The sequence below is a fragment of the Burkholderia catarinensis genome (assembly GCF_001883705.2).
Classification (GTDB): domain Bacteria; phylum Pseudomonadota; class Gammaproteobacteria; order Burkholderiales; family Burkholderiaceae; genus Burkholderia; species Burkholderia catarinensis.
The window spans coordinates 156,494-171,690 of sequence record NZ_MDEQ02000015.1 but is presented as its reverse complement, the minus strand read 5'-3'; the positions used below and the strand labels follow the sequence as shown (position 1 = coordinate 171,690).

Here is a 15,197-nt window from a genome sequence, read left to right as displayed (position 1 = left end):
CCCCTCGCACCGGATGGCGACCCGAGAGGCTTTTTTCCATGACAGCGATGGTAGGCGTCGGACGCAACCGGCAATCGGGCGAATAACGCGGCAAAGGCCCCCTCTATTCATCGTTTGCGCGGCGGCCCCGCTCCCTAGAATGCGAAGCGGAGCAACGGATCGGGGATACGGCGATGACTGGCAGCGCACTTCGCGGCAGAAACGGGCGGCTCGCGCACGTCCGGCGTGCGTTTGCGCTCGCAGCGGCGCTGTGGATCGCGGCACCGGCCGCGCACGCGGACGACGGGATGATCGTGATTCCCGGACACGGCGAGACGGCCGAAACCGCGCTCGCGCACGCCAATGCGGCGAGCGGCGGGCAGTTTGGCGGGAATCCGGGGATGGCTTCGGTTCCGGGCATCGCGCCGGACGCGGGGCGTGCGGCGACCGGCGCGGCCGGTGCCGCGATCCACAGCGCCGCGGCACAACCAGCCGGAACGATGGTCGTGACGAACGTCCCGCCGCCGGCCGCCGCGCCGGCCCGTGTCTACGCAGCCGCCCGCGCGAACGCCGGCTACGGCGCGCCCCGCGCCGCCGATCCCGTCGCCATCGCGACGGTCGTCGCCGGCACGGCCGAGCCCGCGTCGAATCCCGCACGGCCGGCACCGCAGCCGGCAGTCGCCGCGCGCATGGCGGCGACCCGCGTCGCGTCGGCCGCACCGGCACCGCGCGCGGCGGCGGTTTCCGCCAGCCCGGCCGCGGCGGCCCCCGCGGCCCAGCCCGCGACGCCGCCCGGCCAGCAGGACCCCGACACCATCCGGCGCGCGGCCCTCGCGTTCCTGCAGCAGCAGCTCGCGGGCCTGCCCGGCAAGACCACCGCGACGGTCGCGACCGCGTTTCCGCGCGGGCTCGCCGCGTGCACGACGCTCGAACCGTTCCTGCCGACCGGCGCGCGCCTGTGGGGCCGCACGACCGTCGGCGTGCGCTGCGCGGGCGAGCGGCCGTGGACCGTCTACCTGCAGGCGAAGGTCGCCGTGCAGGCCACCTACTATGTAGCCGCGCGCCAGATCGCGCCCGGCGAGCCGCTGGGCGCCGCCGACCTGGTCGCGCGCGACGGCGACCTGACGGTGCTGCCGCTCGCGGTGATCACCGATCCGGCGCAGGCGATCGGCTCGATCGCGCTCGCGCGCATCTCGGCCGGGCTGCCGCTGCGGCAGGACATGCTGAAGAGCGCGGCGTCGGTGTCGGCCGGCCAGACGGTGCGGGTCGTCGCGGCCGGGCCCGGCTTCACGATTTCGGCCGAGGGCAGCGTGCTCGCGAATGCGGCGCCCGGCCAGTCGGTGCGGGTGCGGATGGCGGCGGGCCAGATCGTCACCGCGATCGTCAAGGACGCCGGCACCGTGGAAATTCCGCTGTAGGTACAGATCTCGCCGGAAGATTGTAAAGAATTGTTTATTCGGAGAATCCAGGGCTCACGATGCTAAAGTTCGGGCCGACCCGGCCGTTATCTGGGTCAAACCGTACAGGAAACCCATCGTGAAGATCGATTCCACTCCGAACCCGAGCCCCCTCGCGTCGACCGGCAACGGCGCGACCCGTCCGCAATCCGGCACGGCCCAGTCGTCCGCGCAGGCAGCCGACGCAGGATCGACCGGCGGCGATGCGAGCGTGAACCTGTCGGGGCTGTCCGGCCAGTTGCGTTCGGTATCCGCGTCCGGCGACGCCGATATCGACACGGGCCTGGTCCAGTCGATCAAGGACGCGCTGAACAACGGCACGCTGACGATCGACGCGAACAAGATTGCCGACGGCGTATTGAACACCGCCCGCGAGCTGCTGCAGCAGCAGCGCCCGCAGGGCAGCTGAGCCGGCCCAGGTCGCTGAACAGGCCCTGGCCGGTCCCCCGGTTTGCCGGCGCGCCCAACCGCGCGCGCCGGCACGACGAGCATGACGCGATGAGAGAAGAGCTGCTGGCCACGGTCAACGACGAACACGCGACGGTCGAGGCGTTCGCGTCCCTGCTCGTCTACGAGGAAAAGGCGCTGACGACGGCCGAGCCGCTCGAGATGCTGCCCGGGATCGTCGAGAAGAAAAGCGCGCTGATCGACCGGCTCGCGCAGCTCGAACGCACGCGCGACACCCAGCTTTCCGCGCTCGGCTTTCCGTCCGGCAAGAAGGGGATGGACCAGGCCGCCGAGCGCGATGCGCGCCTCGCCGGCCGCTGGCAACTGCTGCAGCAGGCCGCCGAACGGGCGCGCCAGGCCAATGCGAACAACGGAATGCTGATCCGGATCCGGATGGACTATAACGAGCGCGCGCTCGCGGTGCTGCGCTCGGCGCCCGCGCCGGCCGGCGTCTACGGCCCCGACGGGCGCGTGTCGGCGCTGACGCGCTGACCGGCCGACGGCGCCGCCGCGGCACTTACCGCATCTCGCCGCCGTTGCGGCCTTTCACGTTTCGACAGACCGGGCTCGAACCCGGCATCCACGGTCCCCTCTGATACACGGCCGCGCAGCCGCGCCGCCGTCCAGTCACGACAATCAGAAGAGGGCCGCATGCACTATTTCCGTATCCCGTTGTCACACCGCGTCGCCGCCGTTTCCGCTGTCGCGGCGCTGGGCGCCGCGCTGACGCTTCCCCCCGCACATGCCGCCGGCCCCGCGCCGCTGCCCACGCCGACGGGCGACATGTCGCTGTCGCCGGCCGGCCCCGACGTCGCGCCGCGGGCTGCGTCGAGCGCGCCCCCCGTGCAGCCGCGCACGGCGCGCCGCGGTTCCGACACCTACACGTACCTGCGCTGCTGGTACCGCATCGACGCGGACCCGCTGAAGCCGGCCGCGACCTACGAATGGGCGCGCGACCCCGCCGGCGGCGACTGGTTTCGCGTGTCCGGCTACTGGTGGGCGGACGGCGTCACGCAGTGGAAGAACATGTTCTACAGCACGACGACGCAAGACACGCTTGCTGACGTGTGCCGCACGACGCTGGCCGCGAAAGGCATCAAGTCCGGGCTCACGCAGGCGGTCGCCGCCAACAACGCGCTGTCGTTCAACTACACGATATGGACCATCGATGCCGCGCAGCAGGACGCGCGCGCGAACAAGCTGATCGTGTTCGGCGACAGCCTGTCCGACACCCAGAACATGTTCAACGCGAGTCAGTGGAAGCTGCCGAACGGCACGAGCTGGCATGCGGGACGCTTCAGCAACGGCCCGGTGTGGGCCGAATATCTCGCGAACGCGCTGCGGCTGCCGTTCTACAACTGGGCGATCGGCGGCGCGGCGACCGACCAGTACCTCGTCGTGCCGGGCCTCGTGCAGCAGATCGATTCCTGGCGCGAATACATGGAGCGCGCGCCGGACTACCGGCCCGCCAACACGCTGTTCGCGGTGTTCGCCGGCGGCAACGATCTCGTGAACTACGGGCGCTCGCCCGAGCAGGCGGCGAATGCGGTGCGCGACAGCCTCGAGCGGCTCGCCGCGGCCGGCGCGACGCGGATCATGCTCGTCACGCTGCCGGACGTGTCGCGCGCGCCGGTGTTCGCGACCCGCGCCGACACCGCGAGCGTCGCCGCGCAGGTAAAGGACTACAACCAGCGCCTCGCCGACGCGGCCGCCGCGCTGCGCGCCCGCTACGGCGCGACGCTGCGGCTCGAGGTATTCGACGCGTACGCATCGTTCGACGACCTGCTGAGCCACCCGGCCAAGTACGGCTTCGACGACGCGAAGCGCGCGTGCCTCGACATCCCGAAGCCGTCGTCGCTCACCTACGTGAGCGCGCAGACGCCGCGTGCGGACTGTCGCGATCCGGCGCGCTTCGTGTTCTGGGACACGCTGCACCCGACGACGCGCACGCACGCGTGGCTGGCCGAGCAGATCGCGCCGTTCGTGCGCGCGCGCTTGCTGAACTGATCGGCGCGGGCGGCGGTGCTTACAACAGCGGACACGCGCTGACCTGCGTACCGCGCTCCACGCACAGCCGCTCGTAGTCGCGCAGGTAGGCGCGCTCGTCGTCGCTCAACAGGTCGAGATCGATCAGGTCCCAGTCGTAGCCGACCGTCACGATGTTCTCGAACATCACCGTGCCGGGTTGCGCTTCATCCGGCCGGATGATCACGATGTTCTCGATCCGCACGCCGCCCTTGCCCGGCAGGTAGATGCCCGGCTCGACCGAAATCACCGCATTCGGCACCAGCCCGTACTTCGCGCCCGGCGCGAACCGCACGCCGCCCTCATGCACGTGAATCCCGACGCCGTGCCCGGTGCCGTGGCCGAAATCGTGGCCGTGATCGCGGCACACCTGCCGCACCAGCGCATCGACATCGCCGCCCGTCGCCGTGGCCGGGAAGCGCGTGACGAGCCCCTTGATGCAGGCCTTCAGCGCGACCGTGTAGATCTCGCGCTGCCACGGCTGCGCAACGGTATCCGGGCGCGTCCGCCGCAGCACGACGCGCGTGCAGTCCGTCGCGAAGCCGGCTTCGTAGTACGCGCCGCTGTCGAGCAGCACGAGTTCGCCTTCCGTCAGCTCGACGTCCGCGCTCGCCGCCGTGTAATGCGCGAACGCGCTGTTCGCGCCGTTCGCCGCGATCGACGGAAACGTCAGCGCGACCGCCGAGCGCGCGCCGTACGCGTCGTTGATCGTGCGCGCCAGGTCGTATTCGGTGTGGCGGGCGCCCGGCTCGCCGGCCTTCGCCCAGCGCATCGTCTCGGCGATCGCCGCGGAGCTGCGCTCGAACGCGTCGCGGAACCGGTCGAGCACCGCCGGCGTCTTGGCGGCCCGCATCGCCTCGACCGGGTTGAAGTCGGCATGCCGCGCGTGCGGCCATACCCGGCTCACCACATCGACGAGCGCGCAGTTCACCGATTCGAACCCGTAGCACACGTGATCGACCGCGAACTGCGCGAGGAAATGCTCGAGCGCCGCGACATCGCGCCGGATCACGTGCAGCGCCGGACACGACTCGAGCACGACCTCGCAGCGGTCGCAGCCGTCCGGCAAGAACAGCGCGACCTGCCCGCCGACCGCGAACAGGAAGCCGAGGTGCGACGACACATTCGGGATGTGATAGCCGCGGCTGTTCAGCAGGTACGCGAGATCGTCCGACGCGCAGGTGAAGAACGCGGTCTTGCCGCCCGGCGCGCCGGTATGCGCGGCGAGCTTGCGGTCCAGCGTGTCGAGGTTCTGCGCGACGCTCAGGCCGGTCATCGCTTCCGGCACCTCGAAAATCGGCCGCTCGACGATCCAGCCCGGCAGCGCGATCGCGCGATCGATCTCGCGATCGGCGAGGCTCGTCCAGTCCAGCGACGCGGCCTGCGTCTGCTCGAGCAGACGGTCGCGCTGCGCGACGCTGATCCGCAGCGCGTCATAGCCGACCCGCGCGAGCCGGCTCGCATGCGCGACCAGCCAGTCGGCCATCGCCGGCCAGATCGTCAGGTTCATCCCGAGCTTCTCGATGCGCACGCGTGCCGGATCGCACTGCTGCTCGGCCTGCAGGTGATAGCGGCCGTCGACGAACAGCACGAACGGCGGCATGTCGAGCGCCTGCGCGGTCGCCGCGCTCAGGAAGATCCCGCAGCCGGCCGAGCCGTCGAAGCCCGACAGCGCGTAGCGCGGGTTGTTGCTGCGCGGCAGGTACTCGGTGACGTATTCGTCCTGCGACGTGATCACCACCGCGTCGAGCCGCGCGGCGTCGAGCAGGCGCGACAGGCCGGCCTGCGTGTCGGCGACGGACGCGTCGTACGGGGGAAGGCCGGAGAAGCTGTATTTCAGTCGATCGATCATCGGATGCCCGTCATTGATGGTGGTCGGCGGCCGGCGGCGGGTCGCATGCCTGGAGCGACACGGCGCCGTTGCGCGGATGACGCACGGCCCGGCACGCAGCCGTGCCGCCGTGCCGTTCCAGCGGCAGGCCATCGGGAATTTTTGTCTCACTTAACTTTGTTTGATACGAGCGACGAATCTAGAGCAGGCTGAAATTGAGGTCAAGCCAAAATTTTCGTAGGACTAAAATCGCCGGCCCGGCCCGGCGCAGCATGCCTCGCGCGACATGGCTTCGCGCGGCGACACTGCGCGGTACAATGCGCCGGCATCGTCGTCCCGACGGCCGTGCTTCGTGCGATGCGCGGAAAGCAACGTCGCGGCGACTGCACCGCCCCTGCGCTCGCCTCCCGACTCGTTGCCGCGAAAGAGATTCATGGATTCAGACATCATGCGTATCGGCCAGCGCATTCGCCGCCTGCGCCGGGAAGCGAAGAAGACGCTGCTGGAAGTCGCGACCGAAGCGAAACTGTCGGTCGGGTTCCTGTCCCAGGTCGAGCGCCATCTCACGGGCATCTCCCTGTCGTCGCTCGTCAACGTCGCGAAGGCGCTGGACGTGCCGCTCGGCGCGCTGATCGACCAGCCGCGCCAGGCGCAGCCCGATTCGCACGCGGGCAGCCGCGAGCTGTACGCGGTCGACAGCACGTCGCAGTGGTACGAACGGCTTTCCACCACGTTCGACGGCAGCCAGATCAACGCGGTCAAGGTGCGGATGATGGAAGGCTACCGCTCGGAATGGGTGTCGCACGGCGGCGACGAATTCGTCTACGTGCTGACGGGCCGCATTTGCTACACGATCGGCAAGAAGGATTACCCGCTGGCGCCCGGCGACTCGCTGCACTTCGACGCGCGCAAGCGGCATCGCGTCGCCAATGTGGGCGACGGGCCGGCCGAGCTGATCGCGGTCGGCACGCTGCCGCTGTTCGACGACCGTTGCGCCGAATTCGTGTCCGCGACGATGGAAATCAGGCAGCCCGCGCCGGGCGAGCCGCGCGTGAGCCGCCGCGAGCCGGCCCCCAAACGGGGCGACCGCGACACCGACGCCGCACGGCCGGCCGACGCCGCCGCAAAGAAGGCCTCCGCCAGGCCGCGCGCATCCACCGGCAAACGCCCGCCTGCCGCGACCTCGGCGCGCAAGGCCGCCACGCGCAAGAAGCCGTAACGGCGGGCGGGCGCGCACCGCCCGCCGCTGTCATGCCGGTCCACCCTATTCGCCGATCTGCAGCGCCTGCGCGACGGCCTCGACCCGTGCCTGATGCACGGCGTCCTTGATCTTCACCGTATCGTTGCCGACCCCGCGCGCGATCGCGCCGGCATCGACGCTGCGCGCGGCCGCGAGCGCGACGCGCAGCCGCTCGGCCTGCGGATACGGCTGCGCGTCGAGCCCGAGCCGCCCGCGCGCATCCGATTCGCACGCCTGCAGCATCTCGGCGAAACGCGCCGGCTTGCGCAGCGCGTCGCTGCGCTCGAAGAGCCGCACCAGCGCGGCCGCACCCATCTCCATCACGCGATGCAGGTTGCCGTGCTCGCGCGCGACCACGAGCGCGAGATCTCGGCAGTCGTTCGGCACGCGCAGCCGCTCGCACAACGGCTTGAGCAGGTCGACGCTGCGGCCCTCGTGGCCGACGTGGCGCGGCAGCACGTCCGCGGGCGTCGTCGCCTTGCCGAGATCGTGCGTGAGCGCCGCGAAGCGCACCGGCAGCGAATAGCCCTGCCTCGCCGCATAGTCGACGACCATCATCACATGCACGCCCGTATCGACTTCCGGGTGGTAGTCGGCGCGCTGCGGCACGCCCCACAGCGCATCGACCTCGGGCAGCACGCGCGCGAGCGCGCCGCACTCGCGCAGCACCGCGAACATCCGCGACGGCTTCACCTCCGTCAGCCCGCGGGCGATTTCCTGCCACACGCGTTCGGGCACGAGCGCGTCGACCTCGCCCGCGTCGACCATCCGCCGCATCAGCGCGAGCGTTTCGTCAGCAACCGTGAAATCCGCGAACCGCGCGGCGAAGCGCGCAATGCGCAGGATCCGCACCGGATCCTCGACGAACGCGTCGCTCACGTGCCGGAACACGCGCGCGCGCAGGTCGGCCTGCCCGTCGAACGGATCGATCACGGGCCCGACCAGCGCGCCCTCCGGGCTCACCTCGCGCGCCATCGCGTTGATCGTCAGGTCGCGCCGCGCGAGATCCTCGTCGAGCGTCACGTCCGGCGCGTAATGGAACTGGAAGCCGTGATAGCCGGCCGCCGTCTTGCGCTCGGTGCGCGCCAGCGCGTACTCCTCCTGCGTCCGCGGATGCAGGAACACCGGGAAATCCTTGCCGACCGGCCGGAAGCCCTGCGCGGCCATCTGTTCGGGTGTCGCGCCCACCACCACGTAGTCGCGGTCCTGCACCGGCACGCCGAGCAATTCGTCGCGGATCGCGCCGCCCACTGCGTAGATGTTCATGGCGTGGGCTCGTAGTCGGCGATCACGGTCGTCTCGCGGCGCGCGGCGTCGATCCAGCGCTGGACGGCCGGCAGCGCCGTCACGCGCGCCGCGTAGCCCGCCGCTTCCGGCGACAGGCCCGGCGCGTACGTGTTGAAGCGCATCACGACGGGTGCGTACATCGCATCGGCGATCCCGAATTCGCCGAACAGGAACGGCCCGCCCGACGCCTCGAGGCACGCGCTCCACAACGCATCGATGCGCGCGACATCGGCGAGCGCGTCGGGCGTCGCGCCGCGCCCCGGCATCGATGCGCGCACGTTCATGCCCATCTGCGTGCGCAGCGCCGCGAAGCCCGCGTGCATCTCGGCCGCGATGCAGCGCGCATGCGCGCGGTCGAGCGGATCCGCCGGCCACATCGGGAACTGCGGATAGCGCTCGGCGAGCGTCTCGGCGATCGCGAGCGAATCCCAGATCGCGACGCCGTGGTCGTCGACCAGGCACGGCACCTTGCCGGACGGCGAATACTCGAGGATGTGCGCGGTCGTGTCGTCGCGGCGCAGTTCGACCGCGATCTCGTCGAACGGGATGCCGAAATGCGCAAGCAGCAGCCACGGGCGCATCGACCACGACGAGTAGTTCTTGTCTCCAATGACGAGTTTCATGGCGGTGTTCCGGAAAACGCGAAGAGGAAAAAATAAAGGGGCAGAACGACGGCGCCCCGCACGGGCGCTAACGGCGCGAGCGGAACCAGTCGAACCGGGACCGCTGCGCGGTGTTGCCGAGATACGCGGGCGCAATGCTTTCGAGACTCGCGGGCGAGATCCCGAGTTCCGGCGCGAGCGGCCCCGACAGCACGTTCGGCACCGACATCGACGCGAGATTGTCGCGCGTGAGCACCGGCTCGCCGGGCAGGCATTCGAACACGCTCGCCTGCAGCCGCGCGAGCGCGTCGGACAGCCGCACGATGCGCGCCTGCCGGCCGACCAGCGTGCCGCAATAGCGCACCAGTTGCTCGAGCGTGTAGACGGTCGGCCCGCCGAGTTCGTAGGTCTTGCCATGCGCGGCCGCGAGATCGAGCGTATTGACGAACGCGCGCACGACATCGCCGACGAACACCGGCTGGAAGCGCGCATCGGGCATCGCGAGCGGCAGCACGGGCACCGTGCGCTGCAGGTTCGCGAAGGTGTTGAGGAACGCGTCTCCCGGACCGAACACGACCGACGGGCGGAAGATCGTCAGCGCAAGCGAATCGGTCGCCGCGATCGCATGCAGCGCGGCCTCGCCGTCGCCCTTCGAGCGCTGGTACATGCTCGCGCCGCGCGAATCGGCGCCGAGCGCGCTCATGTGCAGCAGGCGCCGCACGCCCACCTCGGTGCAGGCGGTTGCGAGCGCGGCCGGCAGCATGACGTGCGCGCGCTCGAAACCGGGCCCGTACGGCGTGCCGCGGCCGCCGTGCAGCACGCCGACCAGGTTGACCGCGGCCTGCGCACCGGCGACGAAGCGCGCGAGCGTGCGCGTGTCGAGCGCTTCGAGCTCGACGATCTCGACCGGCAGCATCTGCAGGTGGCGCGCGTGGTCGCGCCGCCGCGTGCCGATCCGTACCTGCTTGCCGGCGTCGATCAGCGCATTGACGAGCCGGCTGCCGATGAAGCCGGTGCCGCCCAGCAGGGCGACGGTCTGGCGATCCATGTTCGGGACTCCATAGGGCCTCTGTTCACGCCAATAACGGACTTGCGAACGTGCGTTGCCGGCTGTCCCCCGGGGGGACAAGCGACGCGCGACGCCGCCATGCGGCCGGCAACGCTCGTTCCCCTGACCAGGAAAAATCATGAACGGGGCTGGCCGTTACTGGCGCGAACGGGCCCTTAAGCACACTGCCGCGTCTCGCGCGGCAGTGTGAAGATTGCGGATCAGGGCGAGATCATGCCTAGACGTTTCTTCAGCGACTGCGGTTTGCCCTCGAAGAGCGCCGCGTAATAGACGGTGTTCGACAGCACGTTCTTCACGTAGTCGCGCGTCTCGTTGAACGGAATCGTCTCCGCGAAGATCGCGCCTTCGACCGGCTGCGTCAATACCTGGCGCCACTGGCGCGGCCGGCCCGGGCCCGCGTTGTAGCCGGCGGTGGCGAGCACCGGCGAGCTGTCGAAGTTGTTGTAGATGTCCGCCAGATACCAGGTGCCGAGCTGGATGTTGGTATCGATGTCGTGCATCTGCGCGCGCGAGATCGTACCCATGCCGAGCTTCTTCGCGACCATCTGGGCGGTGGCCGGCATCAGCTGCATCAGGCCGCCCGCGCCTACCGACGAACGCGCGCTGATGACGAAGCGCGATTCCTGGCGGATCAGCCCGTACGCCCATTCGACGTCGAGGCCCGTCGATTGCGCATAGCGCTCGACGATATTGCGGTACGGCGACGGGTAGCGCAGCGTGAAGTCGTGCTCGGCCTTCGTGCGGTCGGCCGTGTTGACCGTGCGGTCGAGCAGCTCGACGCGCTTGCCGTATTCGGCGGCCGCGAGCAGCTGGCGATCGGTCATCCCGCGCAGCGGCCAGTTCCATTCGCGATTGCCTTCGAGGCGCAGGTTCAGCGCATAGAAACGCTGCGCGAGCGCGAAGCCCGGAATCTTGCCCATCGCGTCGATCTCGGCGTCGCTCACCTTCGTGCGCGGCGGGATCGACGTGCGCTGGCCGAGCTCTTCGCCGGCGAGCTGCCCGTAGAAGTTGAACTGGCCGGCGACCTGCTCGAATTCCTGGTTCGCCTGCAGCGTGTCGCCGCTTTGCTTCAGCGCGCGCGCATGCCAGTAGATCCATGCCGGATCGTTGCGCAGCGACGGCGGCATCTGCTCGATCGACCAGCGCACCATCGGCCAGTTGCCGGCGAGCAGCGCGGCGCGCGTGCGCCATTCGTAGCCCGGGTTCGACAGCGGCGCGTTCGCGGATTTCGCGTACCAGACCGACGCGAGCGGCGAGCGCTTGATCGCGCCCTGGTAGCCGATCGCGCCCCACGCGATCGCCTGCTCCTGCTTGGTCAGCGACGCGGCGACCGACGTCAGCATCCCGGCGGCCGCGTCCGGATCGTTGCGCGCCATGCGGCCGAGCGCGATCAGCGCGAGCTGGTGCGATACCGCGTCGGGGCCGACGCCGCGCGCGAGGTACAGCGGCGGCGCGCTCGTCGCCTGGTCGAAACCGACCGGGCGCGCGCCGAGCGCGTCGACGATCTTGCCGCCGAGCGTCGTGTAGTTCTGTTCGTACGCGAGGCGCGCCTGCTGCCACACGTCGTCGCTCGTGAACTGCTGGTTGACCGCCAGCGCGGTGATCAGGTCGGCGCACGCGTCGCCGTAGTTCTTCGGCTCGACGAGCAGCGCGCGCGCCGCATCGGCGACGTTCTCGCCGCGTGCCGCGCGCGATTCGAGCGCATAGCACTTGACCTGCGTGTCGTCGTCGAGCACGAAGCGCTTGTACTGGTCGTCGAAGCTGCGCCAGTCGTGGCGCGCGCCGAGCACGAGCAGGTAGTCGTTGCGCAGGCGGTCGGCGATCGCCTGGCCGTCGTAGCGCTGCAGGAACGACTGCACGGGCGCATCCGGCGCATCGACGCGCGCGCGGCCCGTCGAATCGAACAGCTGCGGCTTGATCTGGAAATACTCGACGTAGGACGGGACCGGATAGTTCGGGATCGTCGACGCGAGCTGCGCGGCTTTCGCGGCGTCGTTGCGGCGCGCGGCTTCGCGCAGCTGCACGAAGATCTGGTCGTCCCCGGGGAGCGTGTCGTCGTTCGGTGCGGCGCACGCGGCCGTACCCGCGACGAGTGCGGCGGCCGCAAGCGTCAGCGCGACCGCGCGATATACTCGGAAAAGGCTGTTCGACATCGTTTTGAATGGAGCGCGAAGTGAGCGAAAGCATAGCACGCAACCCTGTGCCGAACCCGAAGGTTGCGCTACGCAAAACGCTGTCCGGCGCGCGGCGCGACGCCGCGTCGCAACCCGCCGCGAACGCCGCGCTCGACGCGCGGCTGCGCACGCTGCTCGAACGGCTCGCGCCGCGCACGGTCGGGTTTTACTGGCCGCTGCAGGGCGAATTCGATGCGCGCGATGCGGTGCTCGCCTGGTGCGCGGCCGGTGCGGGGCGCCGCGCCGCGCTGCCGGTGATCGACGAGCGGCACACGCCGCTCGTGTTCCATGCGTGGGACGCGCACACGCCGATGCGCGAAGGTCATCACCGGATTCCGGAACCCGCGTCGGGAATCGTCGTCGTGCCCGATCTGCTGCTGATTCCCTGCCTGGGATTCGATCCGCAGCGCTACCGGCTCGGCTACGGCGGCGGCTATTACGACCGCACGCTCGCCGCGTGGCCGGGCGACACGCTGCCCGTGACGGTCGGCATCGCGTATGAAGCGTGCCGCGTCGATGCGCTGCCGGCCGAAGCGCACGATCTCGCGCTGCGCTGGATCGTGACCGACGGCGCGCTCTACCCGGCCGCCGGATGACGCGGCGCCGCGGTTGCCGCGGCCGTCATCCCGCGCCCGTCAGCGCCGCGCCGCGCGCCACCCTTGCCGCAATCGTGTACAGGCTTACAGCGACGCCGCCGCGCGCGCGGCCGTGTCGTAAAGGCCCGATGCGTGGCGCAGCAACTGCGCCGCGTCGCCGATCTGCTCGTTGGTGAGCCCGCTGTCCTTCAGCGTCTCGATCAGGCAGTGCTCGCGCACCTCGCGATACTTCAGGCACAGGTCGCGGCCCGCGTCGGTCGCGAAGAAGAACACCTCCTTGCCGTTCTTCTCGCTCTTTACATAGCCGCGGGCGATCAGTTTTTTCAGCGCATAGGTCGCGACGTGCGTATCCTCGATATTGAGCACGAAGCAGATGTCGGCGAGCTTCTTCTTGCGTTCGCGATGGCTGACGTGATGCAGCAGCGACACCTCGACCGCCGTCATGTCCTTCGCACCGGCCGCCGACATGCAGCGCACCATCCAGCGGTTGAACGCGTTGCCGGCCATGATGAGCCCGTATTCGAGTTCCGACAGCTCCGCGCTCGAATCGGAAACGAGGTGTTCGGATGACACGATCTTGGTCGCAGGTCGCTTCATGGAAAGGCGGCGCAAGGAGGTTGACAGGGTGTGCCGAGTGTACGTCAGAAGCCCTCGTATACGGGCTAGGCGAAAACGCTTATTGAGAAGTTGTCGATATTTTATTGACAATGTGCGCTAACATTGCCGTCCGAACCGTGCCAGTCCGATGACGCAACCCCGCTTTTATCCGCTCGGCGATGCCGCCCTCGTCTGCGAGGTGCCGCCGCCTGCCACGCTCGATTGCCAGCGCCGCGTCTGGGCCGTTGCCGAGGCCGCGCGCGCATGGCCCGACGTGATCGACGTCGTGCCGGGCATGAACAACCTGACCATCGTGTTCGACGCGCTCGCCGCGACGGCCGACTCGCTCATGCCCGCGCTGCGCGACGCGTGGGAGACGGCCGACGTCGAGCACGCAGACGGCCGCGAGATCGAGATTCCGGTCGAATACGGCGGTGTGGCCGGCCCGGATCTGCCGGCCGTCGCCGCCCACACGGGCCTGTCGGCCGACGAAGTCGTCGCGCGCCACACGGCCGGCGAATACGTCGTGTTCTTCATCGGCTTCCAGCCGGGCTTCGCGTATCTCGGCGGCCTCGACCCGTCGCTGCACACGCCGCGCCGCGCGGCGCCGCGCCTCGAGGTGCCGGCCGGCTCGGTCGGCATCGGCGGCGCGCAGACAGGCATCTACCCGGCCACGTCGCCCGGCGGCTGGCAACTGATCGGCCGCACGTCGCACGTGCTGTTCGATCCGGCACGGCCGCAGCCGACGCTGCTGCTGCCCGGCGACCGCGTGCGCTTCACCATTGCGGGAGTCGACGCACGATGACCCAGAGCAACGCACCGGGCACCATCGAAGTGGTGCGGGCCGGCCCGCTGTCCACCGTGCAGGATCTCGGGCGCCGCGGCGCGCGCCATCTCGGCGTCGCGCAGGGCGGCGCGCTCGACGGCCTCGCGCTCGAGGTCGGCAACCGGCTGGTCGGCAACCGCCCCGACGCGGCGGCCATCGAGATCACGATCGGCCCGACCGCCTTCCGCTTCACGCGCGCCACGCGCATCGCGATCACCGGCACCGAGTTCGGCGGGACACTCGATGGCCGGCGAGTGCATTCATGGTGGAGCCTGCCGGTCGAGGCCGGCCAGACGCTCGTGCTGCCGGCCGCGAAACGCGGGATGCGCGGCTACCTGTGTATCGCGGGCGGCATCGACGTGCTGCCGATGCTCGGCTCGCGCAGCACCGATCTCGCGTCGCGCTTCGGCGGCCTCGGCGGCCGCACGCTGCGCGACGGCGATCGGCTCCCGGTCGGCGTGCCGCCGGCCGGCGCGGCCTGTCTCGCGGCCGACGCGCCCGAATTCGGCGTGAAGGCGCCCGCGTGGTGCGCGTTCGTGCGCGTCGACGAGCCGCCGCGCCGCCACCGCCCCGCGCATGCGCCGTGGGCGATGCCCGTGCGCGTGCTGCCGGGCCCCGACTATGCGTCGTTCGCGGCCGATTCGCAGCAGGCGTTCTGGGACGAGGAATGGCTCGTCACCGCGAACAGCAACCGGATGGGCTATCGCCTCGCCGGCGCCGAGCTCGTGCGCGAGCGGCCGGTCGAGCTGCTGTCGCACGCGGTGCTGCCCGGCACGATCCAGGTGCCGCCGAACGGCCAGCCGATCGTGCTGATGCACGACGCGCAGACCACCGGCGGCTACCCGAAGATCGGCACGGTGATCCGCGCCGATCTGTGGAAGCTCGCGCAGGCGCGGCTCAACCTGCCGATCCGCTTCGTGCGCACGACACCGGACGCCGCGCGCGCCGCCCTCGCCGCGGAACGTGCGTACCTGCGGCAGATCGACGTCGCGATCGACATGCGCGAGGAAGCGCGCCGCCGCGCGCAATCGCGCGCGGCGTGACAATGGCGGAAGCTGTACGGAAGA

At 70.1% G+C, this 15,197-nt stretch carries 14 protein-coding genes; 8 read left to right on the top strand and 6 right to left on the bottom strand.

The annotated features are described in order from the left end of the window. The first annotated feature begins 173 nt into the window (after nt 1–173). The 4 genes from flgA to BFF94_RS24305 all read left to right on the top strand — a co-directional run bounded on the left by flgA (nt 174) and on the right by BFF94_RS24305 (nt 3,890). A complete protein-coding gene (gene flgA, locus BFF94_RS24320) occupies nt 174–1,397 on the top strand; it encodes a flagellar basal body P-ring formation chaperone FlgA (RefSeq protein WP_219139951.1) in 1,224 nt (407 codons plus the stop codon). Nucleotides 1,398–1,515: 118 nt separating this feature from the next. After that, the gene (gene flgM, locus BFF94_RS24315; protein ID WP_128849448.1) at nt 1,516–1,845 is read left to right on the top strand and encodes a flagellar biosynthesis anti-sigma factor FlgM; all 330 of its coding nucleotides are present in this window, start codon (nt 1,516–1,518) and stop codon (nt 1,843–1,845) included. Between the two features lie 89 nt (nt 1,846–1,934). Continuing rightward, nucleotides 1,935–2,375: a flagella synthesis protein FlgN gene (locus BFF94_RS24310; protein ID WP_048248327.1), complete on the top strand. Its 441-nt coding sequence runs from the start codon at nt 1,935–1,937 to the stop codon at nt 2,373–2,375. Between the two features lie 159 nt (nt 2,376–2,534). Beyond that, nucleotides 2,535–3,890 (top strand): SGNH/GDSL hydrolase family protein, encoded by a 1,356-nt coding sequence (locus BFF94_RS24305; RefSeq protein WP_219139950.1) that lies wholly within the window; start codon nt 2,535–2,537, stop codon nt 3,888–3,890. A 19-nt stretch (nt 3,891–3,909) separates the two neighbouring features. Here BFF94_RS24305 and BFF94_RS24300 read toward each other — a convergent pair whose 3' ends face one another. Further along, the gene (locus tag BFF94_RS24300) at nt 3,910–5,760 is read right to left on the bottom strand and encodes a M24 family metallopeptidase (RefSeq protein WP_128847467.1); all 1,851 of its coding nucleotides are present in this window, start codon (nt 5,758–5,760) and stop codon (nt 3,910–3,912) included. A gap of 412 nt (nt 5,761–6,172) precedes the next feature. Here BFF94_RS24300 and BFF94_RS24295 point away from each other — a divergent pair, with 412 nt between their 5' ends. Further along, entirely contained in the window at nt 6,173–6,958 is a 786-nt protein-coding gene (locus BFF94_RS24295; RefSeq protein WP_219139949.1) for a helix-turn-helix domain-containing protein, read from the top strand. 45 nt (nt 6,959–7,003) lie between these two features. Here the strand turns inward: BFF94_RS24295 and BFF94_RS24290 are convergent, their stop codons facing one another. The 4 genes from BFF94_RS24290 to BFF94_RS24275 all read right to left on the bottom strand — a co-directional run bounded on the left by BFF94_RS24290 (nt 7,004) and on the right by BFF94_RS24275 (nt 12,090). Next, nucleotides 7,004–8,245 (bottom strand): multifunctional CCA addition/repair protein, encoded by a 1,242-nt coding sequence (locus tag BFF94_RS24290; RefSeq protein ID WP_128850437.1) that lies wholly within the window; start codon nt 8,243–8,245, stop codon nt 7,004–7,006. Next, entirely contained in the window at nt 8,242–8,889 is a 648-nt protein-coding gene (locus tag BFF94_RS24285) for a glutathione S-transferase family protein (protein WP_128850440.1), read from the bottom strand. Before BFF94_RS24285 ends, BFF94_RS24290 begins: the two co-directional genes overlap by 4 nt. Nucleotides 8,890–8,956: 67 nt before the next feature. Continuing rightward, nucleotides 8,957–9,916, bottom strand: a complete 960-nt coding sequence (locus BFF94_RS24280; protein ID WP_219139948.1) for a complex I NDUFA9 subunit family protein — start codon at nt 9,914–9,916, stop codon at nt 8,957–8,959. Nucleotides 9,917–10,137: 221 nt separating this feature from the next. Beyond that, on the bottom strand, nt 10,138–12,090 hold the full coding sequence (locus tag BFF94_RS24275) for a lytic transglycosylase domain-containing protein (RefSeq protein WP_219139947.1): 1,953 nt from the start codon (nt 12,088–12,090) through the stop codon (nt 10,138–10,140). A gap of 8 nt (nt 12,091–12,098) precedes the next feature. Between BFF94_RS24275 and BFF94_RS24270 the strand changes: the two genes are divergently transcribed. After that, nucleotides 12,099–12,707: a 5-formyltetrahydrofolate cyclo-ligase gene (locus BFF94_RS24270; RefSeq protein WP_128850446.1), complete on the top strand. Its 609-nt coding sequence runs from the start codon at nt 12,099–12,101 to the stop codon at nt 12,705–12,707. Between the two features lie 84 nt (nt 12,708–12,791). On the opposite strand, the gene BFF94_RS24265 is transcribed toward BFF94_RS24270, so the two are convergent. After that, the gene (locus BFF94_RS24265; protein ID WP_006483173.1) at nt 12,792–13,304 is read right to left on the bottom strand and encodes a winged helix DNA-binding protein; all 513 of its coding nucleotides are present in this window, start codon (nt 13,302–13,304) and stop codon (nt 12,792–12,794) included. A gap of 148 nt (nt 13,305–13,452) precedes the next feature. Between BFF94_RS24265 and pxpB the strand changes: the two genes are divergently transcribed. After that, the gene (gene pxpB, locus BFF94_RS24260) at nt 13,453–14,109 is read left to right on the top strand and encodes a 5-oxoprolinase subunit PxpB (protein ID WP_219139946.1); all 657 of its coding nucleotides are present in this window, start codon (nt 13,453–13,455) and stop codon (nt 14,107–14,109) included. Next, nucleotides 14,106–15,173: a 5-oxoprolinase subunit C family protein gene (locus BFF94_RS24255; RefSeq protein ID WP_219139945.1), complete on the top strand. Its 1,068-nt coding sequence runs from the start codon at nt 14,106–14,108 to the stop codon at nt 15,171–15,173. The genes pxpB and BFF94_RS24255 overlap by 4 nt, the downstream gene beginning before the upstream one ends. The last annotated feature ends 24 nt before the right edge of the window (nt 15,174–15,197 follow it).

Bases quoted from the DNA above. Each gene is read 5' to 3' on its own strand.
- flgA (WP_219139951.1), top strand. From the start codon at position 174: ATGACTGGCAGCGCACTTCGCGGCAGAAACGGGCGGCTCGCGCACGTC.
- BFF94_RS24310 (WP_048248327.1), top strand. From the start codon at position 1,935: ATGAGAGAAGAGCTGCTGGCCACGGTCAACGACGAACACGCGACGGTC.
- BFF94_RS24305 (WP_219139950.1), top strand. From the start codon at position 2,535: ATGCACTATTTCCGTATCCCGTTGTCACACCGCGTCGCCGCCGTTTCC.
- BFF94_RS24300 (WP_128847467.1), bottom strand. From the start codon at position 5,760: ATGATCGATCGACTGAAATACAGCTTCTCCGGCCTTCCCCCGTACGAC.
- BFF94_RS24295 (WP_219139949.1), top strand. From the start codon at position 6,173: ATGGATTCAGACATCATGCGTATCGGCCAGCGCATTCGCCGCCTGCGC.
- BFF94_RS24290 (WP_128850437.1), bottom strand. From the start codon at position 8,245: ATGAACATCTACGCAGTGGGCGGCGCGATCCGCGACGAATTGCTCGGC.
- BFF94_RS24285 (WP_128850440.1), bottom strand. From the start codon at position 8,889: ATGAAACTCGTCATTGGAGACAAGAACTACTCGTCGTGGTCGATGCGC.
- BFF94_RS24280 (WP_219139948.1), bottom strand. From the start codon at position 9,916: ATGGATCGCCAGACCGTCGCCCTGCTGGGCGGCACCGGCTTCATCGGC.
- BFF94_RS24275 (WP_219139947.1), bottom strand. From the start codon at position 12,090: ATGTCGAACAGCCTTTTCCGAGTATATCGCGCGGTCGCGCTGACGCTT.
- BFF94_RS24270 (WP_128850446.1), top strand. From the start codon at position 12,099: ATGGAGCGCGAAGTGAGCGAAAGCATAGCACGCAACCCTGTGCCGAAC.
- BFF94_RS24265 (WP_006483173.1), bottom strand. From the start codon at position 13,304: ATGAAGCGACCTGCGACCAAGATCGTGTCATCCGAACACCTCGTTTCC.
- pxpB (WP_219139946.1), top strand. From the start codon at position 13,453: ATGACGCAACCCCGCTTTTATCCGCTCGGCGATGCCGCCCTCGTCTGC.
- BFF94_RS24255 (WP_219139945.1), top strand. From the start codon at position 14,106: ATGACCCAGAGCAACGCACCGGGCACCATCGAAGTGGTGCGGGCCGGC.